The following is an 18,640-nucleotide window of genomic DNA, read 5'->3' as shown; positions in this document are numbered from 1 at the left end:
CCATCGCGAACAGGGCCGAAAGTCCTCGATCGACCAACTAGACTGGCGTAGGCGCTGTTACGCGCCTGCCAGAACAGGATGCCGTCATGACCGAAGAGTTGGGCAGCGGCCTCTATTCGGTACGCGACACGCTGTCGCAACTTCGGCTCCGGGAGCTGCTGTCGGAGGTCAAGGAACGCGTCGAGCTGATCATCGATTCACGCGACCGGATGGACGGCTTGGTCGAGGCGATGCTGACCGTCACCTCCGGCCTCGACCTCGATGAAACGCTGCGCGCCATCGTGCACACCGCCACCAGCCTGGTCGACGCCCGCTACGGCGCGCTGGCCGTGCGCGGGCACGAGCAGCAGGTCACCCAGTTCCTCGACGAGGGCATGGACGACACCATCCGGAAGCGCATCGGCCGACTTCCCGCCGGACACGGCGTACTCGGCGAGGTGTTCACCCAACCCAAACCGCTGCGCCTCGACGAACTCTCGAAACACCCTGCGTCCGTGGGGTTTCCGGAACACCACCCGCCGATGCACACCTTCCTCGGCGTCCCGGTGCGCATTCGCGACGAGGTCTTCGGCAGTCTCTATCTGACCGAGAAGGCCAATGGTCAGCCGTTCACCGAGGACGACGACGTACTCGTGCAGGCGCTGGCGGCCGCGGCCGGTATCGCAGTCGACAACGCCAGGCTCTACGAATCGGCGCGCACCAGACAGGCCTGGATCGAGGCCACCCGCGATATCGCCACCGAATTCCTCGCGGGCACCGAACCCGATCTGGTGCTCGCCCATGTCGTCGACCATGCGCGCACCCTGACCGGCTCGCATCAATCGTTTCTCGCCAGCACCGCGGTACCGCAACTCCAACTCGCCGCGGTCTCCGAACTCGTCATTACCCAATGGTCCGGTCCGGGTAGCGGATTCGACGGACTGATCGTGGACGCCGACGGGACCGCACTCGGCGAGGCCTTCACCCGCCGCACACCGCTGCGCTTCGACGATGCCGCCCTGATCGACCTCGGCGTCCCGCTGCACGATGTCGGGCCCGCGCTGATCCTGCCGCTGTGCACACCCGATGCCACGCTCGGCACGCTGGTCACGGTGCGTCCCGTCGGCTCACCGCCCTACCCGGACGAACTCGTCGAGCTGACCAACGCCTTCACCGACCAGGCCGCGCTGGCCATGCAGCTGGCCGAAACCCAGCGCAGAATGCGCGAACTCGATATCCTCGCCGACCGCGACCGCATCGCCCGCGACCTGCACGACCATGTGATCCAGCGGCTGTTCGCCATCGGACTCACCCTGCAGAGCGCGGTACCGCGCGCCGAGGTACCCGAAGTGCGCCAACACCTTTCGACGGTCATCAATGATCTGCAGGAGGTGGTCCAGGAGATCCGCACCTCCATCTTCGATCTGCACGGCGGCAATGGCGGCGGCATCGAATTGCAGCAGCGGATCGAGGATGCGGTGCGCCAGCAGACCACCGATTCGCAGCTGCGGGCCACCGTGCAGGTGACCGGACCACTGTCGGTGCTGGAGGCCGAATTGGCCGATCACGCGGAGGCGGTGGTGCGCGAGGCGGTGAGTAATGCGGTGCGGCATTCCGGCGCGGCGACCGTCTCGGTGGAGATCAGCGTGGCCGATGATCTGACCATCGTGGTCACCGATGACGGCTGGGGCATCCCGAATCACGTGATCCGCAGCGGATTGCGGAATCTGGAGCAGCGGGCCGATAAGTCGGATGGGCAGTTCACCATCGGACCCGCGGTGGCGGGTATGCACGAAACAGAGGACATGCCGGGCACGAAATTATCCTGGTCGGTGCCGCTTCCGTAAGTGAGCTCAATCGACAGGACCGAGCACGACCATCGAATTATTGCCGCCCATGCCGAGTGACAGCTTGACCGTGATCCCGCCCTCGAAGGGCGTCGGCCCGTCCAATAGTCGCTCGTAGGCGGGTGCGACGATCGGTGCGGCGGGCACGATGCCGCGGTCGTAGGCCAGTGCCGCCGCGGCCACCTCGACACCGGCCGCCGCGCCCTGGCAGTGCCCGGCCAGCGGCTTGATCGAATAGACGTGCGGCCGGTCGTCGAACATCCGCCGCAGCAGATCCCGCTCGGCCACATCGCACTGCCTGGTGCCGGTGCCGTGCGCGTTGAAATACCGCACGTCCGCAGGGGCGATAGCAGCGTCCGCGAGCGCGCGGCGTGCACAGTCGAAGATCTGAGTGTGCCCGGGATCGACCGAAACCACGTGATAGGCGTCATTGGTCATACCGCCGCCGAGCACCGCGGCATAGGGCCGCTCGACCGAGCGCGTGAGGACGAAGGCGACCGACGCCTCACCCATGCTGAAACCGCGGCTGCCCTCCTGAAAGGGGCGGCAGGCGGCCAGTGGTTCGGCATCGCCGACCGCGGCGCCGAGCCGGACGAAGTGTTCGAGCATTTCGGGGGTGGCCGACATATCGGTGGCGACGCAGATCACGTCATCGGCAACACCGCACTGCAGCCAGAGTTTGGCGGTGATCAGCGCGACATTCGCCGAACTGCACGCCGCCGAGACATTCATCGATGGCCCGTGGAAGCCGAATTCCTGCTGTAGTACCGAGATCGGTGTGGAGGGCAATAGTCGCATGTAGTCGCGCGAGCGCCGGTGCCCCTCATCGATCAGATAGAAGTCGCGCCAATTGGCGACGTCGCCGAGCACGATGGCGTGCAGCAGGCCGACGGTGCGGCCCGGTCGCCAACCACGCGCGGACGCGTCGGCGATCGCCTCGCGACCCGCCTCCTGCATGGCACGCCCGTAGACGCTGGTGCTCACCATGGGATCACCGCCATCGGGAATCAGCGAAACCCAGGCGTGCTCATCGCGGCCGAAGCCGTAGCCTGGTTGTAGCGAGGCTGCGGATTTCCCGCTCAGCAGTCCCTGCCAGAGCAACTCCCGACCCCAGCCGTACCCGCTGACCGCACCGATCCCGGCGATCGTCATATGATCTTGATGGTGCTTTTCACTGTTCGGGTTGGTACCCGGCATGGCATCGCTCCTTCACCGGCTCCCGGGGCCGAAGCGACGTTCGGCTCGAGAAATGTTCACAAATCCGGGTTCTGTAATGATCACCAGATAGCGGGAGATGGAGTGCCCGGACTGTGCGCGAAGCAATAGCGTCGACGGTGTGATCTTGTACACGTCGAGACCAGAATAATCCCATGTTCCAATGGCCATGATTGGGTCGATGATCGGGGGTTCCAGTGGATCAGGACAATGCAGTCGACGCCGAGCAGCTGGCCCAGCGCTACCGGTCCTTGGTCGAACACACCCCGGACGGGATCGTCGTGCACGAGCGCGGCACCGTCGTCTACGCCAACCAGGCCACCGCCCGCATGCTGGCCGCCGACAGCGCCGACGAGGTGATCGGCCAGCCGCTGACCCGGTTCGTCCATCCCGATTCGGTGCCCAGCATGGTGGATCGCATCAGCCAGCTGACCATTGCGGGCGCTGCCTCCGAGCCCACCGAAATGAAGCTGATCCGGGTCGACGGCGAGATCGTCCCGGTCGAGACGGTTTCGGTGCTCACCGCATGGCACGACCATCTCGCCTATCAGGTGGTCATCCACGATCTCACCGCTCAGCGCGCCGCCGAGGCCGCGCAGCGCCGGGCCGAACAGCACTTCACCACGGTGGTCTCGCAGTTGGAGGAGGGGGTGGTGGTGATCGACCGGAACGGCCGCATCGAATCGGCCAATCCCGCGGCAGTGCGGATCTTCGGCACCGACGAACGCACCGGCGAACTCATCGGCGCCACCATCGACGAACTGCCGCTGATCCTGCTCGACGCCAATGCCCAGCCACTGCCGCCGAGCCGACATCCGGTCGCACGCACCCTGGCGACCGGCGAAACGATCACCGGATACATCTTCGGCGTCGACCGCCACGACGGCCAGCGCCGCTGGCTCTCCGGCAGTTCGCGGCTGCTCAATCCGGGCGATCCGGATTCACCCGCGGTGTCCTCCTTCGCCGACATCACCGAATTCCGGGCCAGTCGAAGGCAATTGGAGTTCCAGGCCACGCACGATTCGCTGACCGGACTGGCCAACCGCTCGCTGATCCTGTCCCAGCTCGCCAATGCGCTGGCCGCCAGCGAGGATCTGCCGGTCACGACAGTGTTGTTCATCGACATGGACGGCTTCAAGGCGATCAACGACACCCTCGGCCACGCGATCGGCGATACCGTGCTGCAGATCGTGGCCCAGCGGTTGCAGCGCGCACTGCGCGGCACCGATCTGGTCGGCCGGCTCGGCGGCGACGAATTCCTGGTGCTGCTGTCCGGCCGGACCCGCCGCCTCGATCTCGACTCGCTGGTCGAGCGGCTGCGCTCGACCATGGCCGAGCCGATCATCGCGCGCGGGCACCGGATCGAGGTGAACGCCTCGATCGGCGTGACCGAACTCGTAGAGGGCGACCACCGGACGCCCGAGGCGGTGCTGCACGACGCCGATCTGGCGATGTACCGCGCCAAGCCGACCGGACACCGGGAAGGCACCGGCCTGGGCCGCAGACCGAATAACACGCACGCTTCCTGAAGGTTTTCCCATGATCATCGAACACGCGCTGTTGCCCGTCCGCCCCGCCGAAGCGGCGGCCTTCGAGGCCGCGTTTGCCGAGGCCAGGCCGATCATCGAGAGTATGCCGGGCTTCCGCTCGCTGTCGCTGTCACGGTGCGTCGAGGCGCCCGACACCTATTTGCTGCTGGTGGGATGGGAACAGTTGAGCGACCATGTCGATGGCTTCCGCGGGTCCGCCGGATATCAGCGCTGGAAGCAACTGCTGCATCACTTCTACGAACCGTTCCCCATCGTCCAACATTTCACGCCGGTCTTGGCCACGGACCCGCTACCTGCGGTTACAGCGAGCCCGCCGAACCAGCAGTAGACTCGACAACTCTGTTTTCAATGGCGTTCGCGTGCACCGTGACCTGCGTGTGCACCGGCTCATCGCGGTGACAAGGAGTTCAGTTTGCCCGACCGCCTCACTCAGGATCGTGCCGCGCACGACGGCACACCCGAGCGGAACCGCGAGATCGACCTGGAGCAGGCCTACCTGTCCGTGCTCTATGAACGACTCGACGATATGCGCGAATACGCCACGAAACGGCTGCGCACCGTCCTGCTGGAAACCGGTGGCACCCCGCAGGCCCGCACCGAACGCGAATCCTTCAGCCAGCTCTATTCCGAGGATCTGGCCAAATACGACGCCGCCGAACACGGCCTGTGTTTCGGCCGCATCGACCTCGACGGCAGTACCGCTTCGAGCGACCCGCAAGCAGTCGCTAGCGGCCAAGAAGACGAATACCGCTACATCGGCAGGCTCGGCATCCTCGACGAGAAGGACGATTACGAGACGCTGCTGCTGGATTGGCGCGCGCCCCTGGCCCGTCCGTTCTATCTCGCGACGACTGCCGCCCCGGACGGGGTGATCCGGCGCCGACATATCCGGTCCCGCAATCGGCGGGTCACTGCCATCAATGACGAATACCTGGACCTCGACGCCGCTCGGACTGCCGGTGTGACCGATGACGCGGGCGGGGTCGGCAGCGAGAGCGCACTGCTCTCGGCGCTCAATGCGGCGCGCACCGGCCATATGAACGACATCGTCGAGACCATCCAGAGCGAGCAAGACGCGATCATTCGCTCCGAGCACAAGAGCGTGCTGGTGGTCCAGGGCGGTCCGGGCACCGGCAAGACCGCCGTCGCCCTGCACCGCGCGGCATACCTGCTCTACACCTACCGTCAGCAGTTGGCCAAGAGCGGTGTGCTGATCATCGGCCCGAATGCCACCTTCCTCGATTACATCGGTCAGGTGCTGCCATCGCTCGGTGAGACCGGCGTGCTGCTGTCCACCATCGGCGATCTGTACCCGGGAGTGAAGGCCACCCGCGAGGATTCGCTGCGCGCCGGTGAGGTCAAGGGCTCGCTGGCCATGCTGGAGGTCCTCAAGCAGGCGGTGCGCGACCGTCAAGAAGTGCCGTCCGAGCCGATCAGGCTTGCCTTCGACGGCTATCCGGTCACACTCGATCGCAAGATCGCCACCAAGGCGCGCGGCCGGGCCCGCTCCTCGCGGCGCCCGCACAATCTGGCCCGGCCGATCTTCGCCTCCTCGGTCATCGACGCGCTCACCGAACAACTGGCCCAGACCATGGGCGCGGATCTGTCCGGCGGCCACCGGGGGATGGCAGGAGGCGCAGCCGACGGGGCGGGTAAGGAAAGTCTGCTCAGCCGAACGGATCTCGCCGAGATCCGGGACGAAATGCGTGCCGATCCGGGGATCCAGGCGGCCATCGGCAAGCTCTGGCCGATCCTGTCGCCGCAGGAGGTGCTCGCGGATCTGCTGGCCGATCCGAAGCGACTCGATCGGGCCGCGAGCAGTCTGGATCCGGCCGACCGAGCCGAACTCGCGCGCTCGGACAACGGCGAATTCAGCGCGCCGGACGCACCGCTGCTGGACGAACTAGCCGAACTGCTCGGCATCGACGATACCGAGGAACGCGAACGCGCCCGCCGTCGCTGGCGGGCTCAATTGGCCGAGGCGCAGGACGCGCTCGACATCCTGACCGGTTCCGCACCACAGGATCTCGAGGACGACCTCGATCCGGAGATCCTGATGGCCTACGACCTGATCGACGCCAGCCAGCTGGCCGAACGTCAGGATGTGCGCAACCGGCAGACCACCGCGGAACGCGCGGCGGGTGACCGCAATTGGACCTACGGCCATGTGATCGTCGATGAGGCGCAGGAACTTTCGGAGATGGCCTGGCGAATGGTGATGCGCCGCATACCGAACCGGTGGGTCACGGTGGTCGGCGATGTCGCGCAGACCGGCGATCCGGCGGGTGCCTCGTCCTGGCAGCGGATGCTGGAACCCTATGTGGCACAACGGTGGAAGCTCACCGAGTTGACCGTGAACTACCGGACCCCGGCGGAGATCATGGCGGTCGCGGCGGACGTGCTCGCCGAGATCGATCCGGCCGCGTCGGTGCCGCGGTCGGTGCGGGAGACGAGTGTGCGGCCCCGCGCCCATGCCGTCGATGCGAGCGAATTACGCAGTGCGGTAGCGCAATTGGTAGCCGCGGAGACCAGCCCCGGCACCACGGCCGTCATCACACCGCATGAGATGGTCGCGGACTTCGTCGAGTTGGCGGGCGAATCCGTCCGGGTGCTCACGGTCCACGATGTCAAGGGCCTGGAATTCGACGCGGTCTATCTGGTGGAACCCCAGGGGATCCTCGACGAATCGCCGCGTGGGATGAACGACCTGTACGTGGCACTGACCCGAGCGACCCAGCGACTCGGTGTGGTGCACACCGGCGACCTGCCGCCGGTGCTCAGCGGACTGGATTGACGACGACAGCCGCACATTCCTGGGAATGTGCGGCTGTCGTTTCGGCTTTACTGCTTACCTGACGGTGTGCACGATCAGCACATCGGAGCGGGACTTGCGCGCCACATCCGAAGGCACCGAACCCAGCAACCGGCCGGCCAGGGTGTTCAGGCCGCGGTTACCGACGACCAGCAGATCGGCCTCGACCTCCTTGACGAGCGCAAGCAGCGATTCGACGGGCTCACCGACGATCGCGCGCTCGACGATCTCCTCGGCGCCTTCGGCGGTCGCGCGGTCGCGGGCGGCGCGCAGGATCTCGTTGGTGGGCGCGGAGCCGCGCACCTGGTAGGCCTCGTCCTTGAGCACATCGGCGGCAGCAGCCACATCGCGATCGTCGGTCGGGTAGTACGCGCAGGCGACGACCAGGGTCGCACCCGCGGCCGCGGCCAGCGAAGCGGCCTTGTCGACGGCGACGTACGACGAGTCCGAGCCATCGGTACCGACGACAATGGTCCGGTAGGCGGTCATTTCTCCTCCAACTATGTGGTGTCGGGTGCCTGCGCCGGTGCCACGTGGAGTCGTGGCACCAGCGCGGCGACTGGGGTCGACCATAGCGGCAAATCGGCCGGAAATAGCAGAAATCGCAACACATCACACTGCGGGCGTTCAGGGTTTACCGACACAGGTTGATGCGGCGAATGCCGCAGGACCTTTGCGACCTGGGCGGATCTAATTTCCGGGTCCGCGACTTGTGATCCATCACAACCGGCGCGAGCGTTCTTGTCCCCCTGGGATATTCATCACATATACCCGACCGTGGCCGCTATACGCTGGCAATGCCGGCCCGACCGGGACCGGTAAGAACGTACCCGGCCGGGCCGACGCCATCCACCCGGTTCCACAGTTACCGGGATGGAGCTCCGTCGACCCGAAAAAGCCGACGGCGTCTATACGGCTCACAATATCGGCGCGATCAGCACAAGTCCGGTCGTACCTACAGGCCGGTGAAAAGCGGTCCGGTGATCGTCAATCCGAGTTCGTCGACATGTGCGAAGAAGGCGAACAACATCAGCGCGGCGCCGGCGAGCGCGAGATCCTTGTTGAAATGGATCATCTCGCCCTGTTGGGCCTGCGGATCGGTCTCCTTCCAGAACTGGTGCATCAGGAATGCCGTCGGCACCAGCATGATCACCAGTAGCAGTGCCCCGAGGTCGGCCCACACGCCGAGCAGCACGCTGAGGCCGCCGACCGCGAGAACGACGCCACCGGCCAGCACCGCGACCCGCGGCTGCGGCAGGCCGCGACTCCGCGCATAATCGGTCATCGCGTCGGTCTGCGTGAAATGCCCGAACGCGGAACTGAAGAACAACACCACGAAAAGTACTCGCCCTATCAAGACCAAGACATCCATCACGAACTCCTCATTCGCCGATGTGGAGGGCCGATTCCGATTCGTGCTCGAATGGGTCGAACGCGAGCGGACCTGCAAACTACATTCTGGTCGGGACGACCTTCGAAGTCACCTCGTTACGGAAGCGTAGCGAATTCTTGGCGTATTCCAGTGGAGCCATTCCGACTTCCGCCGTGAACTCACGCGAGAAATGCGCTTGATCGAAATAACCCAGCTCGGTGGCCAGTGCGGCGAGATCTTCGATGCGCCCGCGTGCGAGTAGATCGGCTCCGTCCTGGAGCCGGTATCGGCGCAGCACCCATTTCGGTCCGGCACCGACATAGCGCCGGAACATCCGCTGTAATGTGCGGATCGGGATATCGAACCGATCGGTGACCTGATCGACCCTGGTCAGTTCTTGGTCCTGTTCCATAGCGGTGACGATGCGCAGCACCAGTCGGTAGTTGGGATCTGCCGCAGCCTTTCGGCCGATGAGGAACTCCTCGATTATGCTGCGGCGCTTGATATCCGAGCATTCGGCCAAAACGCGGTCGGCCAGGCCGGCCGCCTCGGGCAGCACGTCCGTGAGCGGCACGGCGGTGTCCCGGAACGCACCGACATCCAGTCCGGTGAACGCACCGAATCCACCGGCGCGAAAGCGTGCGCCGAAGGTCTCCCCCATACCGCTGAGCTCCCGGACGAACTTTGTGGTGCAGACGCCGTTGACGAAACCGCCGGTGCGGGTTTCGCTGCGTTCGAAGGTGACATTCACGCACGGAAACGGCAGCACCTCGGCGTAGTACGACGGCCGACCGGTCAGATCCCAGCGCACCGACCAATACCACTCGACGAACCCTCCGACCTCAGGCCCGGCCGACAACCGCGCCAACGAGCGATGTCTGGCCTGCTCGTCGGGATGCAGAATGCCCTTCACATTGTCGAGCGCGGGCACCGCGACCGGCCCGTCGGCTGCGCCGGTCACGGCTGTCGCTTTCTTACAAGACCATCTCGCCGCGCTCGACGAGGCTTATCGGTATGAGCGAAACAGCGAACACCGTGAATCCCATCGCCGACGGCTACCACTCCATCACCTGCTTCCTGGCCGTTCCCGACGGCAATAAGGCAATCGAGTTCTATACCAACGTCTTCGAGGCCGAGGTGATCAGCCGCAATGATCTCCCCGACGGTCAGCCCGCACACGCCGAACTGAAGATCGGCGACTCGACACTGCAACTGGGCATGCCCATTCCGGACAACAATGTCCTGGCTCCCAATGGCGAATGGGTGCACACCTCGATCGTGCACTACTGCCCCGATGTCGACGCGGTCGTCAAGCGGGCCATCGAAAACGGCGCCCGCAGTGCGGAGGAGCCGCAGACCTTCGTAACCGGTGACCGCTTCGGCGTCGTCCTCGACCCCTTCGGCCACCGCTGGGCGGTGCTGACCAAGGTCGAGAATGTCTCGCGCGAAGAGGCCGAGCGCCGCGTCAACGAATGGATGGCCACCCAGAGCTGAGCCATGCCGAGCCCGGCGGCGTCGAAAGACGCCGCCGCTCAACTCAACCCCGCGGCATCCATCCCGCGCAGTTCCTTCTTCAGATCCGCGATCTCGTCCCGCAGCCGACCGGCCAATTCGAACTGCAACTCGCGGGCCGCATTCATCATCTGCGCGGTGAGTTCCTTGACCAGATCGGCCAATTCGGCCCGCGGCATGGACTTGACGTCCCGGCCCTCGTACACCCCCGCGCTCACCGCCCGCCCCGGCTCGCCCTGGGCGCGGCGGCCGCGGCTGGCGTTGCGACCAGAGCCGCCGACGGCAACCTCGCTGTCATCGGCCTCCTGATACACCTGATCCAGAATGTCGGCGATCTTCTTGCGCAGCGGCTGTGGGTCGATACCCATCGATTCGTTGTAGGCGACCTGCTTGGCCCGGCGGCGTTCGGTCTCGTCGATGGCGAACTGCATCGACGCGGTGACCTTGTCCGCGTACATGTGCACCTCGCCGGACACATTGCGGGCGGCACGACCGATGGTCTGGATGAGTGCGGTAGTGCTGCGCAGAAAACCCTCCTTATCCGCGTCCAGGATCGCCACCAGCGATACCTCGGGCAGGTCGAGGCCCTCGCGGAGCAGGTTGATGCCAACGAGCACGTCGTACTCACCGAGCCGCAACTGCCGCAGCAGCTCGACCCGGCGCAGCGTATCGATTTCCGAGTGCAGATACCGCACCCGGACGCCGAGTCCGAGCAGGTAATCGGTCAGATCCTCGGACATCTTCTTCGTGAGCGTGGTGACCAGCACCCGTTCGTCGCGCTCGGTGCGCTGGCGGATCTCATGGATCAAATCGTCGATTTGCCCCTTGGTCGGCTTGACCACGACCTTCGGGTCGACGAGCCCGGTCGGCCGGATGACCTGCTCGACGACCTCGCCGCCCGCCTGGCCGAGCTCGTATGGACCTGGCGTGGCCGAGAGGTACACCGTCTGCCCGATCCGACCGGCGAACTCCTCCCACGTCAGCGGGCGGTTGTCGATCGCCGACGGCAGCCGGAACCCGTACTCGACCAGGTTGCGCTTGCGCGACATATCGCCCTCGTACATGCCGCCGATCTGCGGGACGGTGTTGTGCGACTCGTCGATGACGAGCAGGAAATCCTCCGGGAAGTAATCCAGCAGCGTGGCGGGTGCGGACCCCGCCGCACGCCCGTCGATATGGCGCGAGTAGTTCTCGATACCCGAGCAGAATCCGACCTGGCGGATCATCTCGAGGTCGTACTGCGTGCGCATACGCAGCCGCTGCGCCTCCAACAGTTTGCCCTGGCGATCCAGTTCTGCCAGCCGCTCCTCGAGTTCTTTCTCGATATCGCGAACCGCACGCTCCATCCGCTCCGGACCCGCGACATAGTGCGTGGCCGGGAAGATCCGGACGGTATCGACCTGCCGCACCACATCGCCGGTGAGCGGATGCAGGTAGTACAGCGCCTCGATCTCGTCGCCGAAGAATTCGATGCGCACCGCGAGTTCCTCGTAGGACGGGATGATCTCGACGGTGTCACCGCGCACCCGGAACGAACCGCGGGTGAAGGACATGTCGTTGCGGGTGTATTGCACGTCGACCAGCAGCCGCAGGAATGCGTCGCGATCGATTTCGGTGCCGACATCCAGTTGCACCGACCGATCCAGATACGACTGCGGTGTACCGAGGCCGTAGATGCACGACACCGACGCGACCACCACGACATCGCGACGCGAGAGCAGACTCGAGGTGGCCGAATGCCGCAGCCGCTCGACATCGTCGTTGATCGAGCTGTCCTTCTCGATATAGGTATCGGTCTGCGCGATGTAGGCCTCGGGTTGGTAGTAGTCGTAGTACGAGACGAAGTACTCGACGGCGTTGTTGGGCAACATCTCTCGCAGCTCATTGGCTAGCTGCGCGGCGAGAGTCTTATTCGGCGCCATCACCAGCGTCGGCCGCTGCAGCCGCTCGATCAGCCAGGCGGTGGTGGCCGATTTACCGGTGCCGGTCGCGCCGAGCAGCACCACGTCACGCTCGCCCGCATTGATGCGACGCTCGAGTTCAGCAATGGCCGCGGGCTGATCACCGGCCGGCTGGTGATCGCTGACGACCTGGAACTGCGCATCGGCCCGCTCGATCTCCCCGACCGGCCGGAACTCCGAATGCGCCAGCGGGGTGCCCCGGTCCTCGTAGCCTTCCGCCGGGATTTCGGTTGCGAATGCCATGGTCACCAGCCTAGGCGCAGGCACCGACAGATTCTGCGGCCCGGCGGATCCGCCGCCGAAGGGGCTCGTCACCGGATTACGATCGGCGTATCCTTTCGCGATCTGACGCACCATCCCGCACCAGGGCTGATGCGCAATCTGTTACCTGTCCTATAGGGCAGGTAAACGGACATTAATGTCCGTTGTCGCAACGAGATTCGGCGTTTTCTGAGCATCGGCGAACCGGCCGCAGCAGGTGTAGCCTGATTTGGTTGTCGGACATGAGGATGAGGCCATGAGCGCTCTGATTCCATTGCTTGCCGCCGCGCCCGCTGTGACCGGTATCGCCGGTTACGTTGCGCGTGACTTCCGGGGGGTCGCGCCCCTGATCCAGCCAACCACCACCACCGCCGCACCGGGATCGCCGATGACTACCACCCAGCTAAGACCGAAGATCGAACATTTCAATATCGCCGAGCTGACCATGACCGATCCCAAGGGTTTCGTGCGCCCGATCGACCGCGTGCACGTCGAGCCGTGGGGCCTGTACGTGGCACGCACCGTCGGTGGTCCACGGATCCAATATATGGAGACCTGGCTGCTGCCCGAACTCTGGTTGCGGGTGACGATCGTGCACTACCAGCCCGGACATCACCGCGACCTGGACTATTGCCTGCATGTCGGCGAGTACACCCGGATCGAGCCCAAGCGCTGGAAGTCGATGGATCAGTACCTCGAGATCGCGGTGCGCCACTCCCGCGCGGCCGAATTGCGTGGGGTGGACGATCTGCTGGCCGCCCATTCGGCCGGTCTGATCGATTCGACGCATGCGCATCACGCGCTGGACCGGGCGACCAAGGCGATGGAGGGCTTGGCCGCGCACGGACACGAGGTCGAGCCCTGGCTTGCCACCAAGGAGATCACACTGACCTGGATGTAGCCGATCCGCCGGACGATCTGCCCAACCGCTGCCGTACCACTCGACGGCGCGGCAGCGGCGGTAGATTCTATTTGCATGACACAGGCACCATCAGTGGACGTGCACAGGCCCAAGGTCGAGTACTTCAATCTCGCGGACCTGACCAACACGGACCCGAAGGGCTTCGTCCGGCCGGTCGAGCGCTACCGGACCGAGCCGTGGGGCCTGTACATGGCGCGCACCTCGGACCATCCGCAGTTCCATTACATCGAATCGTGGCTACTGCCCGGGCTTTCCATTCGGGTGACGATCTTCCACTATCACCCCTCGCACCAACGCGATCAGGACTACTACCTCGACCTCGGCCAATTCACCCAGGTCGATCCGAAGAAGTGGAAGTCGGTGGACCACTACCTCGATATCGTGGTGCGGTCGGGGCGCGAGCTCGAACTGCTCGACGTGGACGAGTTACTCGCCGCGCACACCGCAGGATTCATCACCCTCCGCGAAGCCCAGGCCGCCATCGAACACGCGTCCATCGCGATCGATGGCATCGCCGCCAACGGCTACTCGCTCGATCGCTGGCTCGCCACCCTGGACATCACCCTGACCTGGCTGTAGTACCGCCGCTCAGCGTTCGACGCTGCCGCGCCAGGCGGCTGCCCGCGGGTAGGCAGCGTCGAACCATGGTTCCTTCACATCCAGATACGCCAGCGTCGCCGCCGCACCGGTCAGCCCGGCCGCCTTGGCCTCAGCCTCGAGCTTGACCTCCAGATACTCCGCGCGCACCGCCGCATCGGCAATCAGCCAGTCCCGGAACAGCAGCGCGAACTCCTGCCCCGGCGACCCCGCCACCCGGATATGTACATTCGCCAACCGCCCCGGATCGGCACTCTGGTGAAACCGCTTGGCCCACAATGCCGTATCGCCGCCCGCCGGATCCGCCGCCGTCGGCTTCGGATTATCGGCGGTGATATCGGGCCGTACCGGAAAACCGGCCGCCCCCAACGCATCTCGCAGCCCGTCGGCGGCCGCCAGATCCGCGACGGTGATCTGCACATCGATCACATCCTTGGCGGGCAATTCCGGCACCGCGGTCGAGCCGATGTGGTCGATTCGCGATGCCGCCGGACCACACGCCACCCACAGCCGGGCGATGAGCCGCTGCGCCTGTGCCGCCCACTCCGGATTCGCGGGCACGACGCGCAGCTCCTTGCGCCGCGCCGGTGTCGCCGTGCGTAAGTTCTCCTCGAACGGCACCAACCGTTGCTTCCACAACTGCCGAACAACCGGATCAATAGCCCCCGGTTCACCGCTATTGTCCAACAGCACATCCGCGACGGCGTGGCGCTGTTCATCGGTGGCCTGCGCCGAAATACGCGCCCGTGCATCCGTTTCGGAAACGTTTCGGAATTCCACCAATCGCCGTATCCGAGTTTCTGCGGGCACATCGACGATCAATACGAGATTCATCAGCGGCGCGAGACCGTTTTCCACCAGAAGTGGAATATCTTGAACGAGAATCGCATCCGATGGCGCGGCGGAAATCAATTCCGTGGTTCGTTTACCGACCAATGGATGGACAATGGAATTCAACGTGGCGCGGGCTTCGTCGTTTCCGAATGCCTTGGCCGCCAGCGCCGGCCGGTCCAGACTGCCGTCGGCGGCGAGGATGTCGGGGCCGAACGCCGCCACCAACGCCGTGAGGCCCTCGGTACCCGGCTCGACGACCTCCCTGGCGATCACATCGGAATCGATGATCACCGCGCCGAGCTCGGCGAGAATCCGCGCCACCGTCGACTTGCCCGCTCCCATGCCTCCGGTGAGGCCGATCCGCAACATTCGACCAGTCTCGCATCCGCGATGTCACGCCGAACGCAACCCCCTGCGCGCGCAATCCACCCAATTGGCCGGATTACCCACTCGCGCCGCACATTCCACCATCTGAAACACCATTTGCCCGATCCGTGACTAGGCCGAGACCATCTCGCAACATTTCCGGTCGATTCCCGCCCCCGGACCACAACTTTCCGACACGCCGAGGCAATTACTCGTGCAAAATACTGTGCCGAACACTTTCGTTCGACTAATCTTCGCCGTGGCGATCCAGGCCAGCACCCGCAAGCAAAGGAACATCATTGGGCACCAAAATCAACCGGGCGGGTCGCCACCGCCTGGGTAAGGCGGGGGGCATGCACTGCATCAAGCACCCCGCCGTAGCGGCCGCGCTCGCCGAGCACCGCCGCTCGTGGTTCACCGCTTTGATCAGCCCCGCCCGGCACAGCTTCGCGGCCATGCGAAAACGCTCCGCTGCCGCGACCGCGTACTGGGCGCCTGCGACCGCCAGCTGATTTCAGCCGCCTATCCGGCCATAAACTTCCGGTGACCCAGCCCCATCAGGGGTTGGGTCACTTCGTGCTGCCGTCACCACCCGAGACTTCCTGACAGTCGCTTGCACTTTATGCGCGAGCCTCCTTAGATGAAGTCCGAATTGGCTGCCCCTTCGGGCTCGGGCGTCGAGGTCATGATCACCGGGTTCGCGCCCGCACAGGCCGATCTCATCGAAATCGAGACCGCCGATATGCAACGCGCCGAGGCCCTCGGCCTGCCCGTGGCGACCGCGGTGCTGGTGCTGGCCCTCGGTGCGGTGGTCGCGGCCACCCTGCCCATTACGGTCACGGCGGCGGGCATCGCGGTGGCCGTGGGCGTCCTCTTCGGCCTGACTACCTTTCTGACCTTCGATTCGCTGGTCCTCTCGGTGGCCACGATGATCGCCACCGGCACCGCGATCGACTACGCGATGTTCATCGTGAGCCGATTCAACGAGGAGTCGACCCGGCACGGAGTGCGCGATCGACGATCGACGCAGGCCATCGCGGCGGCCGTGGGCGCGGCGATCGATACGACCGGCCGCACCATTCTGGCCTCGGGATTCATCGTGATGATCTCGCTGTGCGCGCTGTCGGTGGTCGGGCTGCCGATGCTGAACGGTGTCGCGATCGATCACCGCGGCCGATCCGTTCGGCGAACAGCACCCGGAATCGGTCGGCCATATCCCGCATCTGCCTGGTCTGCCCGTCCTTGATCTCCGGGATCGTCGCGACATACCGCAGCCGCCTGCGGATCCGTCGCTCCGATTCGGCGGTCAGCAGCGATTCGATCAGCACCGGCACGATCAAACGCGCGACGCGGATGAGCTCGGCCGGTTCGACGGTATCGCCGCCGCCGACCGTCCGCAGCACATCGAGTACCCGCGGATCGGCCTCGTCGTAGAGAACGAGCATCTCCTTGGTGCCGAAGTACCGGTACACCGAACTCGGCGACACCCCGGCCGCCGCCGCAACCCGCTCCACCGTCACATTGCGATACCCGTGCGCATCGAACAGATCCAGCGCGACACGCTGGATGCGGCTCATCGCCTCGATCTTCCTGCGTTCCCAGGTGGTCCCGGTGAACTCGACGGCGGACTCGGACATCAGGGCAAGAATACCCGCGACCTAATCGGGCGCAGCCGGACTTCGTCCGTCACTAGTCCCTTGCGCTTGGACGAGCGCAGGCGAGGCCACCGCCTAGCCCCGCACGATGCCACTCGGACGGCGCCGGGAGCCTGATTGCTGGGTCGGCATCTGGTTGGGCGGCACCGGATACGGAACACCCGAGTTTGCGGCGCCCAGTGCGATATTCGGGCCGCACTGGGCGATCGCGGCATCCTTCTTCGGCTTCGGATCACTCAGGACCGGCTTCGCCGCATCCGGGTTCGAGCCGAAATCGAAGGCCGAGGTCATATCGCCGGTGACGCTACGTCGCCACCGCGTCAGATTCGGCACCTCCACGCCGAAGCGGGTCTCCAGCAACCGCAGCTGGGAGGTGTGATCGAAGGTCTCCGAGGCGACCAGCCCGCCGCGGCTGTACGGCGAAATCACCAGGCCGGGAACACGGTAGCCCAAACCGATCGGACCCGCGATACCGTTCGACGCCTTCACCCGATCCAGTGGCACGGTGACGAATTCGCCCGGTGTGCCCGCGGGCGCGGTCGGCGGCGCGACGTGGTCGAAGAAGCCACCATTCTCGTCGTAGCTGATGATCAGCGCGGTCTTCTCCCACACCTTCGGATTGGAGGTGAGGATATCGAGCAATTGCACGATGCCGTATGCGCCGAACGCCGCGGGCAACGCGGGATGTTCGCAGTTGATCAACGACGGAATCACCCAGGACACGGCGGGCAGCGTGTCGTTGGCGACATCGGTCTGAAAGTCGTTGGGATACACCGGCGCAAGACCGCGCCGAGCCAATTCGCAACTCGGATCCGAGGATTGGGTGAAACAGCCGAGCATGCCGTCCAGAATCACCGAGGACAGCGGGCCCGCATCGCGATTGTTGTAGACCTTCCAGCTGACGCCCGCCTCGGAGAGGTTCTCCGGGTAGGTCCGCCAGCTGTAGACGTGCTGTGGGATCAGCGTGGGCGTCTCCAGCAGGGGCCCACCGGCTACGCCGTCCGGGTCGATGGTGGCGCTGATCCAGTACAGCCGGTTCGGGTCCGTCGGGCCCAGGACCGAGCAGTGGTAGTTGTCACAGATGGTGAACGCATCCGCGAGTTCGTGGTGGATCGGAATGTCCTCGCGCAGGTAGTAGCCCATGGCTGCGGGGGCGTTGGCGGGGCCGACACTGGCAATGGACATCGGCATCCACTGGTCGTTGGCGCCGCCGTTCCAGGCCCGGTGCATACCGCCCCAGCTGTGGTCCGGATCGTTGATGCATTCACCGTCAAGGGTCGTGCCACGGGTGGTGTCGAGGCGGAACGGATTCACGAAGCCGTCCGGGGTCGGACCGACACCGGGCATCCACCCGTACTGCTGCCACGCCTTGGCACCCTCGCCGAAGCCGCGCACGCCGGACATGGTGCCGAAATAGTGGTCGAAGGAACGGTTTTCCTGCATGAGCAGCACGAAGTGCTCGATATCGCCGAGGCCGCCGGTGCCGGCCGGATCGGCGGCATAGGCGCGTTCGATGATCGGATCGGCCCAGGACGCCAATGCGCCCACCGCTCCTGCCGCGGCGGCCTTCGCCAGGAACTGCCTACGGTTGAGACCACTGAACGGACTCGCTGCGCACATGCGTGGTGTTCACTTTCTCCGTGGCCAGGTCCGACGGGCTAGGTCGAGCCGGGTGCCGAATGTTCGCATGCACCCTACCGCGAAGTCGATCACGCCTCCCGGCGAAGTTGGTCAATTGTCCGACTAGTCAGTGAAGC

Annotated in this window: 16 protein-coding genes and 1 pseudogene; 9 read left to right on the top strand and 8 right to left on the bottom strand. The window is 65.1% G+C overall.

The window, feature by feature from the left end; genetic code table 11:
* Positions 1-86 precede the first annotated feature (86 nt).
* Positions 87-1,826: a GAF domain-containing sensor histidine kinase gene (locus OIE68_RS46295; protein ID WP_327097206.1), complete on the top strand. Its 1,740-nt coding sequence runs from the start codon at positions 87-89 to the stop codon at positions 1,824-1,826.
* 6 nt (positions 1,827-1,832) lie between these two features.
* On the opposite strand, the gene OIE68_RS46290 is transcribed toward OIE68_RS46295, so the two are convergent.
* Positions 1,833-3,023 carry a beta-ketoacyl synthase N-terminal-like domain-containing protein gene (locus tag OIE68_RS46290; protein WP_327097205.1) on the bottom strand — a complete coding sequence of 397 codons (1,191 nt, stop codon included), beginning with the start codon at positions 3,021-3,023 and terminating at the stop codon, positions 1,833-1,835.
* Between the two features lie 215 nt (positions 3,024-3,238).
* Here OIE68_RS46290 and OIE68_RS46285 point away from each other — a divergent pair, with 215 nt between their 5' ends.
* The 3 genes from OIE68_RS46285 to OIE68_RS46275 all read left to right on the top strand — a co-directional run bounded on the left by OIE68_RS46285 (position 3,239) and on the right by OIE68_RS46275 (position 7,385).
* On the top strand, positions 3,239-4,570 hold the full coding sequence (locus OIE68_RS46285) for a diguanylate cyclase domain-containing protein (RefSeq protein ID WP_327097204.1): 1,332 nt from the start codon (positions 3,239-3,241) through the stop codon (positions 4,568-4,570).
* Between the two features lie 10 nt (positions 4,571-4,580).
* Complete coding sequence (locus OIE68_RS46280; RefSeq protein WP_327097203.1) at positions 4,581-4,919, top strand: antibiotic biosynthesis monooxygenase; 339 nt, start codon at positions 4,581-4,583, stop codon at positions 4,917-4,919.
* Between the two features lie 84 nt (positions 4,920-5,003).
* Positions 5,004-7,385 carry a HelD family protein gene (locus OIE68_RS46275; RefSeq protein WP_327097202.1) on the top strand — a complete coding sequence of 794 codons (2,382 nt, stop codon included), beginning with the start codon at positions 5,004-5,006 and terminating at the stop codon, positions 7,383-7,385.
* 54 nt (positions 7,386-7,439) lie between these two features.
* On the opposite strand, the gene OIE68_RS46270 is transcribed toward OIE68_RS46275, so the two are convergent.
* The 3 genes from OIE68_RS46270 to OIE68_RS46260 all read right to left on the bottom strand — a co-directional run bounded on the left by OIE68_RS46270 (position 7,440) and on the right by OIE68_RS46260 (position 9,736).
* The gene (locus tag OIE68_RS46270) at positions 7,440-7,892 is read right to left on the bottom strand and encodes a universal stress protein (RefSeq protein ID WP_327097201.1); all 453 of its coding nucleotides are present in this window, start codon (positions 7,890-7,892) and stop codon (positions 7,440-7,442) included.
* A 466-nt stretch (positions 7,893-8,358) separates the two neighbouring features.
* Positions 8,359-8,775, bottom strand: a complete 417-nt coding sequence (locus OIE68_RS46265) for a DoxX family protein (RefSeq protein WP_327097200.1) — start codon at positions 8,773-8,775, stop codon at positions 8,359-8,361.
* 79 nt (positions 8,776-8,854) lie between these two features.
* Positions 8,855-9,736: a helix-turn-helix domain-containing protein gene (locus OIE68_RS46260; RefSeq protein WP_327097199.1), complete on the bottom strand. Its 882-nt coding sequence runs from the start codon at positions 9,734-9,736 to the stop codon at positions 8,855-8,857.
* A gap of 53 nt (positions 9,737-9,789) precedes the next feature.
* Here OIE68_RS46260 and OIE68_RS46255 point away from each other — a divergent pair, with 53 nt between their 5' ends.
* Complete coding sequence (locus OIE68_RS46255) at positions 9,790-10,269, top strand: VOC family protein (protein ID WP_040688990.1); 480 nt, start codon at positions 9,790-9,792, stop codon at positions 10,267-10,269.
* 38 nt (positions 10,270-10,307) lie between these two features.
* On the opposite strand, the gene uvrB is transcribed toward OIE68_RS46255, so the two are convergent.
* The gene (uvrB, locus tag OIE68_RS46250) at positions 10,308-12,491 is read right to left on the bottom strand and encodes an excinuclease ABC subunit UvrB (RefSeq protein ID WP_327097198.1); all 2,184 of its coding nucleotides are present in this window, start codon (positions 12,489-12,491) and stop codon (positions 10,308-10,310) included.
* Positions 12,492-12,765: 274 nt separating this feature from the next.
* Here uvrB and OIE68_RS46245 point away from each other — a divergent pair, with 274 nt between their 5' ends.
* Together OIE68_RS46245 and OIE68_RS46240 are read left to right on the top strand one after the other, a co-directional pair.
* On the top strand, positions 12,766-13,410 hold the full coding sequence (locus tag OIE68_RS46245) for a hypothetical protein (protein ID WP_327097197.1): 645 nt from the start codon (positions 12,766-12,768) through the stop codon (positions 13,408-13,410).
* Between the two features lie 75 nt (positions 13,411-13,485).
* Positions 13,486-14,010 (top strand): DUF402 domain-containing protein, encoded by a 525-nt coding sequence (locus OIE68_RS46240; RefSeq protein WP_327097196.1) that lies wholly within the window; start codon positions 13,486-13,488, stop codon positions 14,008-14,010.
* A 9-nt stretch (positions 14,011-14,019) separates the two neighbouring features.
* Here the strand turns inward: OIE68_RS46240 and coaE are convergent, their stop codons facing one another.
* Positions 14,020-15,231, bottom strand: a complete 1,212-nt coding sequence (gene coaE / locus OIE68_RS46235) for a dephospho-CoA kinase (protein WP_327097195.1) — start codon at positions 15,229-15,231, stop codon at positions 14,020-14,022.
* Positions 15,232-15,527: 296 nt separating this feature from the next.
* Here coaE and OIE68_RS46230 point away from each other — a divergent pair, with 296 nt between their 5' ends.
* Both OIE68_RS46230 and OIE68_RS46225 read left to right on the top strand, forming a co-directional pair.
* Positions 15,528-15,740, top strand: coding sequence for a hypothetical protein (locus tag OIE68_RS46230; protein ID WP_327102057.1), 213 nt, complete (start codon positions 15,528-15,530; stop codon positions 15,738-15,740).
* A gap of 128 nt (positions 15,741-15,868) precedes the next feature.
* A complete protein-coding gene (locus OIE68_RS46225) occupies positions 15,869-16,474 on the top strand; it encodes an MMPL family transporter (RefSeq protein WP_327097194.1) in 606 nt (201 codons plus the stop codon).
* A 199-nt stretch (positions 16,475-16,673) separates the two neighbouring features.
* On the opposite strand, the pseudogene OIE68_RS46220 reads toward OIE68_RS46225, so the two are convergent.
* Positions 16,674-16,805 (bottom strand): annotated as a pseudogene (locus OIE68_RS46220) (TetR/AcrR family transcriptional regulator); the annotation flags it as partial.
* Positions 16,806-16,958: 153 nt separating this feature from the next.
* Positions 16,959-18,503 carry a phospholipase C gene (locus OIE68_RS46215; protein WP_327097193.1) on the bottom strand — a complete coding sequence of 515 codons (1,545 nt, stop codon included), beginning with the start codon at positions 18,501-18,503 and terminating at the stop codon, positions 16,959-16,961.
* Positions 18,504-18,640: the final 137 nt, after the last annotated feature.

The sequence above is a fragment of the Nocardia vinacea genome (genome assembly GCF_035920345.1).
GTDB classification, from domain to species: domain Bacteria; phylum Actinomycetota; class Actinomycetes; order Mycobacteriales; family Mycobacteriaceae; genus Nocardia; species Nocardia vinacea_A.
Note: the sequence above shows the minus strand (reverse complement) of the source record. Positions and strands in the feature narration are given on the sequence as shown.

Excerpts from the sequence above, each read along its gene's own strand:
- OIE68_RS46280 (WP_327097203.1), top strand. The coding sequence starts at position 4,581 with ATGATCATCGAACACGCGCTGTTGCCCGTCCGCCCCGCCGAAGCGGCG.
- OIE68_RS46225 (WP_327097194.1), top strand. The coding sequence starts at position 15,869 with ATGAAGTCCGAATTGGCTGCCCCTTCGGGCTCGGGCGTCGAGGTCATG.
- OIE68_RS46265 (WP_327097200.1), bottom strand. The coding sequence starts at position 8,775 with ATGGATGTCTTGGTCTTGATAGGGCGAGTACTTTTCGTGGTGTTGTTC.
- OIE68_RS46295 (WP_327097206.1), top strand. The coding sequence starts at position 87 with ATGACCGAAGAGTTGGGCAGCGGCCTCTATTCGGTACGCGACACGCTG.
- coaE (WP_327097195.1), bottom strand. The coding sequence starts at position 15,231 with ATGTTGCGGATCGGCCTCACCGGAGGCATGGGAGCGGGCAAGTCGACG.
- uvrB (WP_327097198.1), bottom strand. The coding sequence starts at position 12,491 with ATGGCATTCGCAACCGAAATCCCGGCGGAAGGCTACGAGGACCGGGGC.
- OIE68_RS46245 (WP_327097197.1), top strand. The coding sequence starts at position 12,766 with ATGAGCGCTCTGATTCCATTGCTTGCCGCCGCGCCCGCTGTGACCGGT.
- OIE68_RS46215 (WP_327097193.1), bottom strand. The coding sequence starts at position 18,503 with ATGTGCGCAGCGAGTCCGTTCAGTGGTCTCAACCGTAGGCAGTTCCTG.
- OIE68_RS46255 (WP_040688990.1), top strand. The coding sequence starts at position 9,790 with ATGAGCGAAACAGCGAACACCGTGAATCCCATCGCCGACGGCTACCAC.
- OIE68_RS46290 (WP_327097205.1), bottom strand. The coding sequence starts at position 3,023 with ATGCCGGGTACCAACCCGAACAGTGAAAAGCACCATCAAGATCATATG.
- OIE68_RS46240 (WP_327097196.1), top strand. The coding sequence starts at position 13,486 with ATGACACAGGCACCATCAGTGGACGTGCACAGGCCCAAGGTCGAGTAC.
- OIE68_RS46270 (WP_327097201.1), bottom strand. The coding sequence starts at position 7,892 with ATGACCGCCTACCGGACCATTGTCGTCGGTACCGATGGCTCGGACTCG.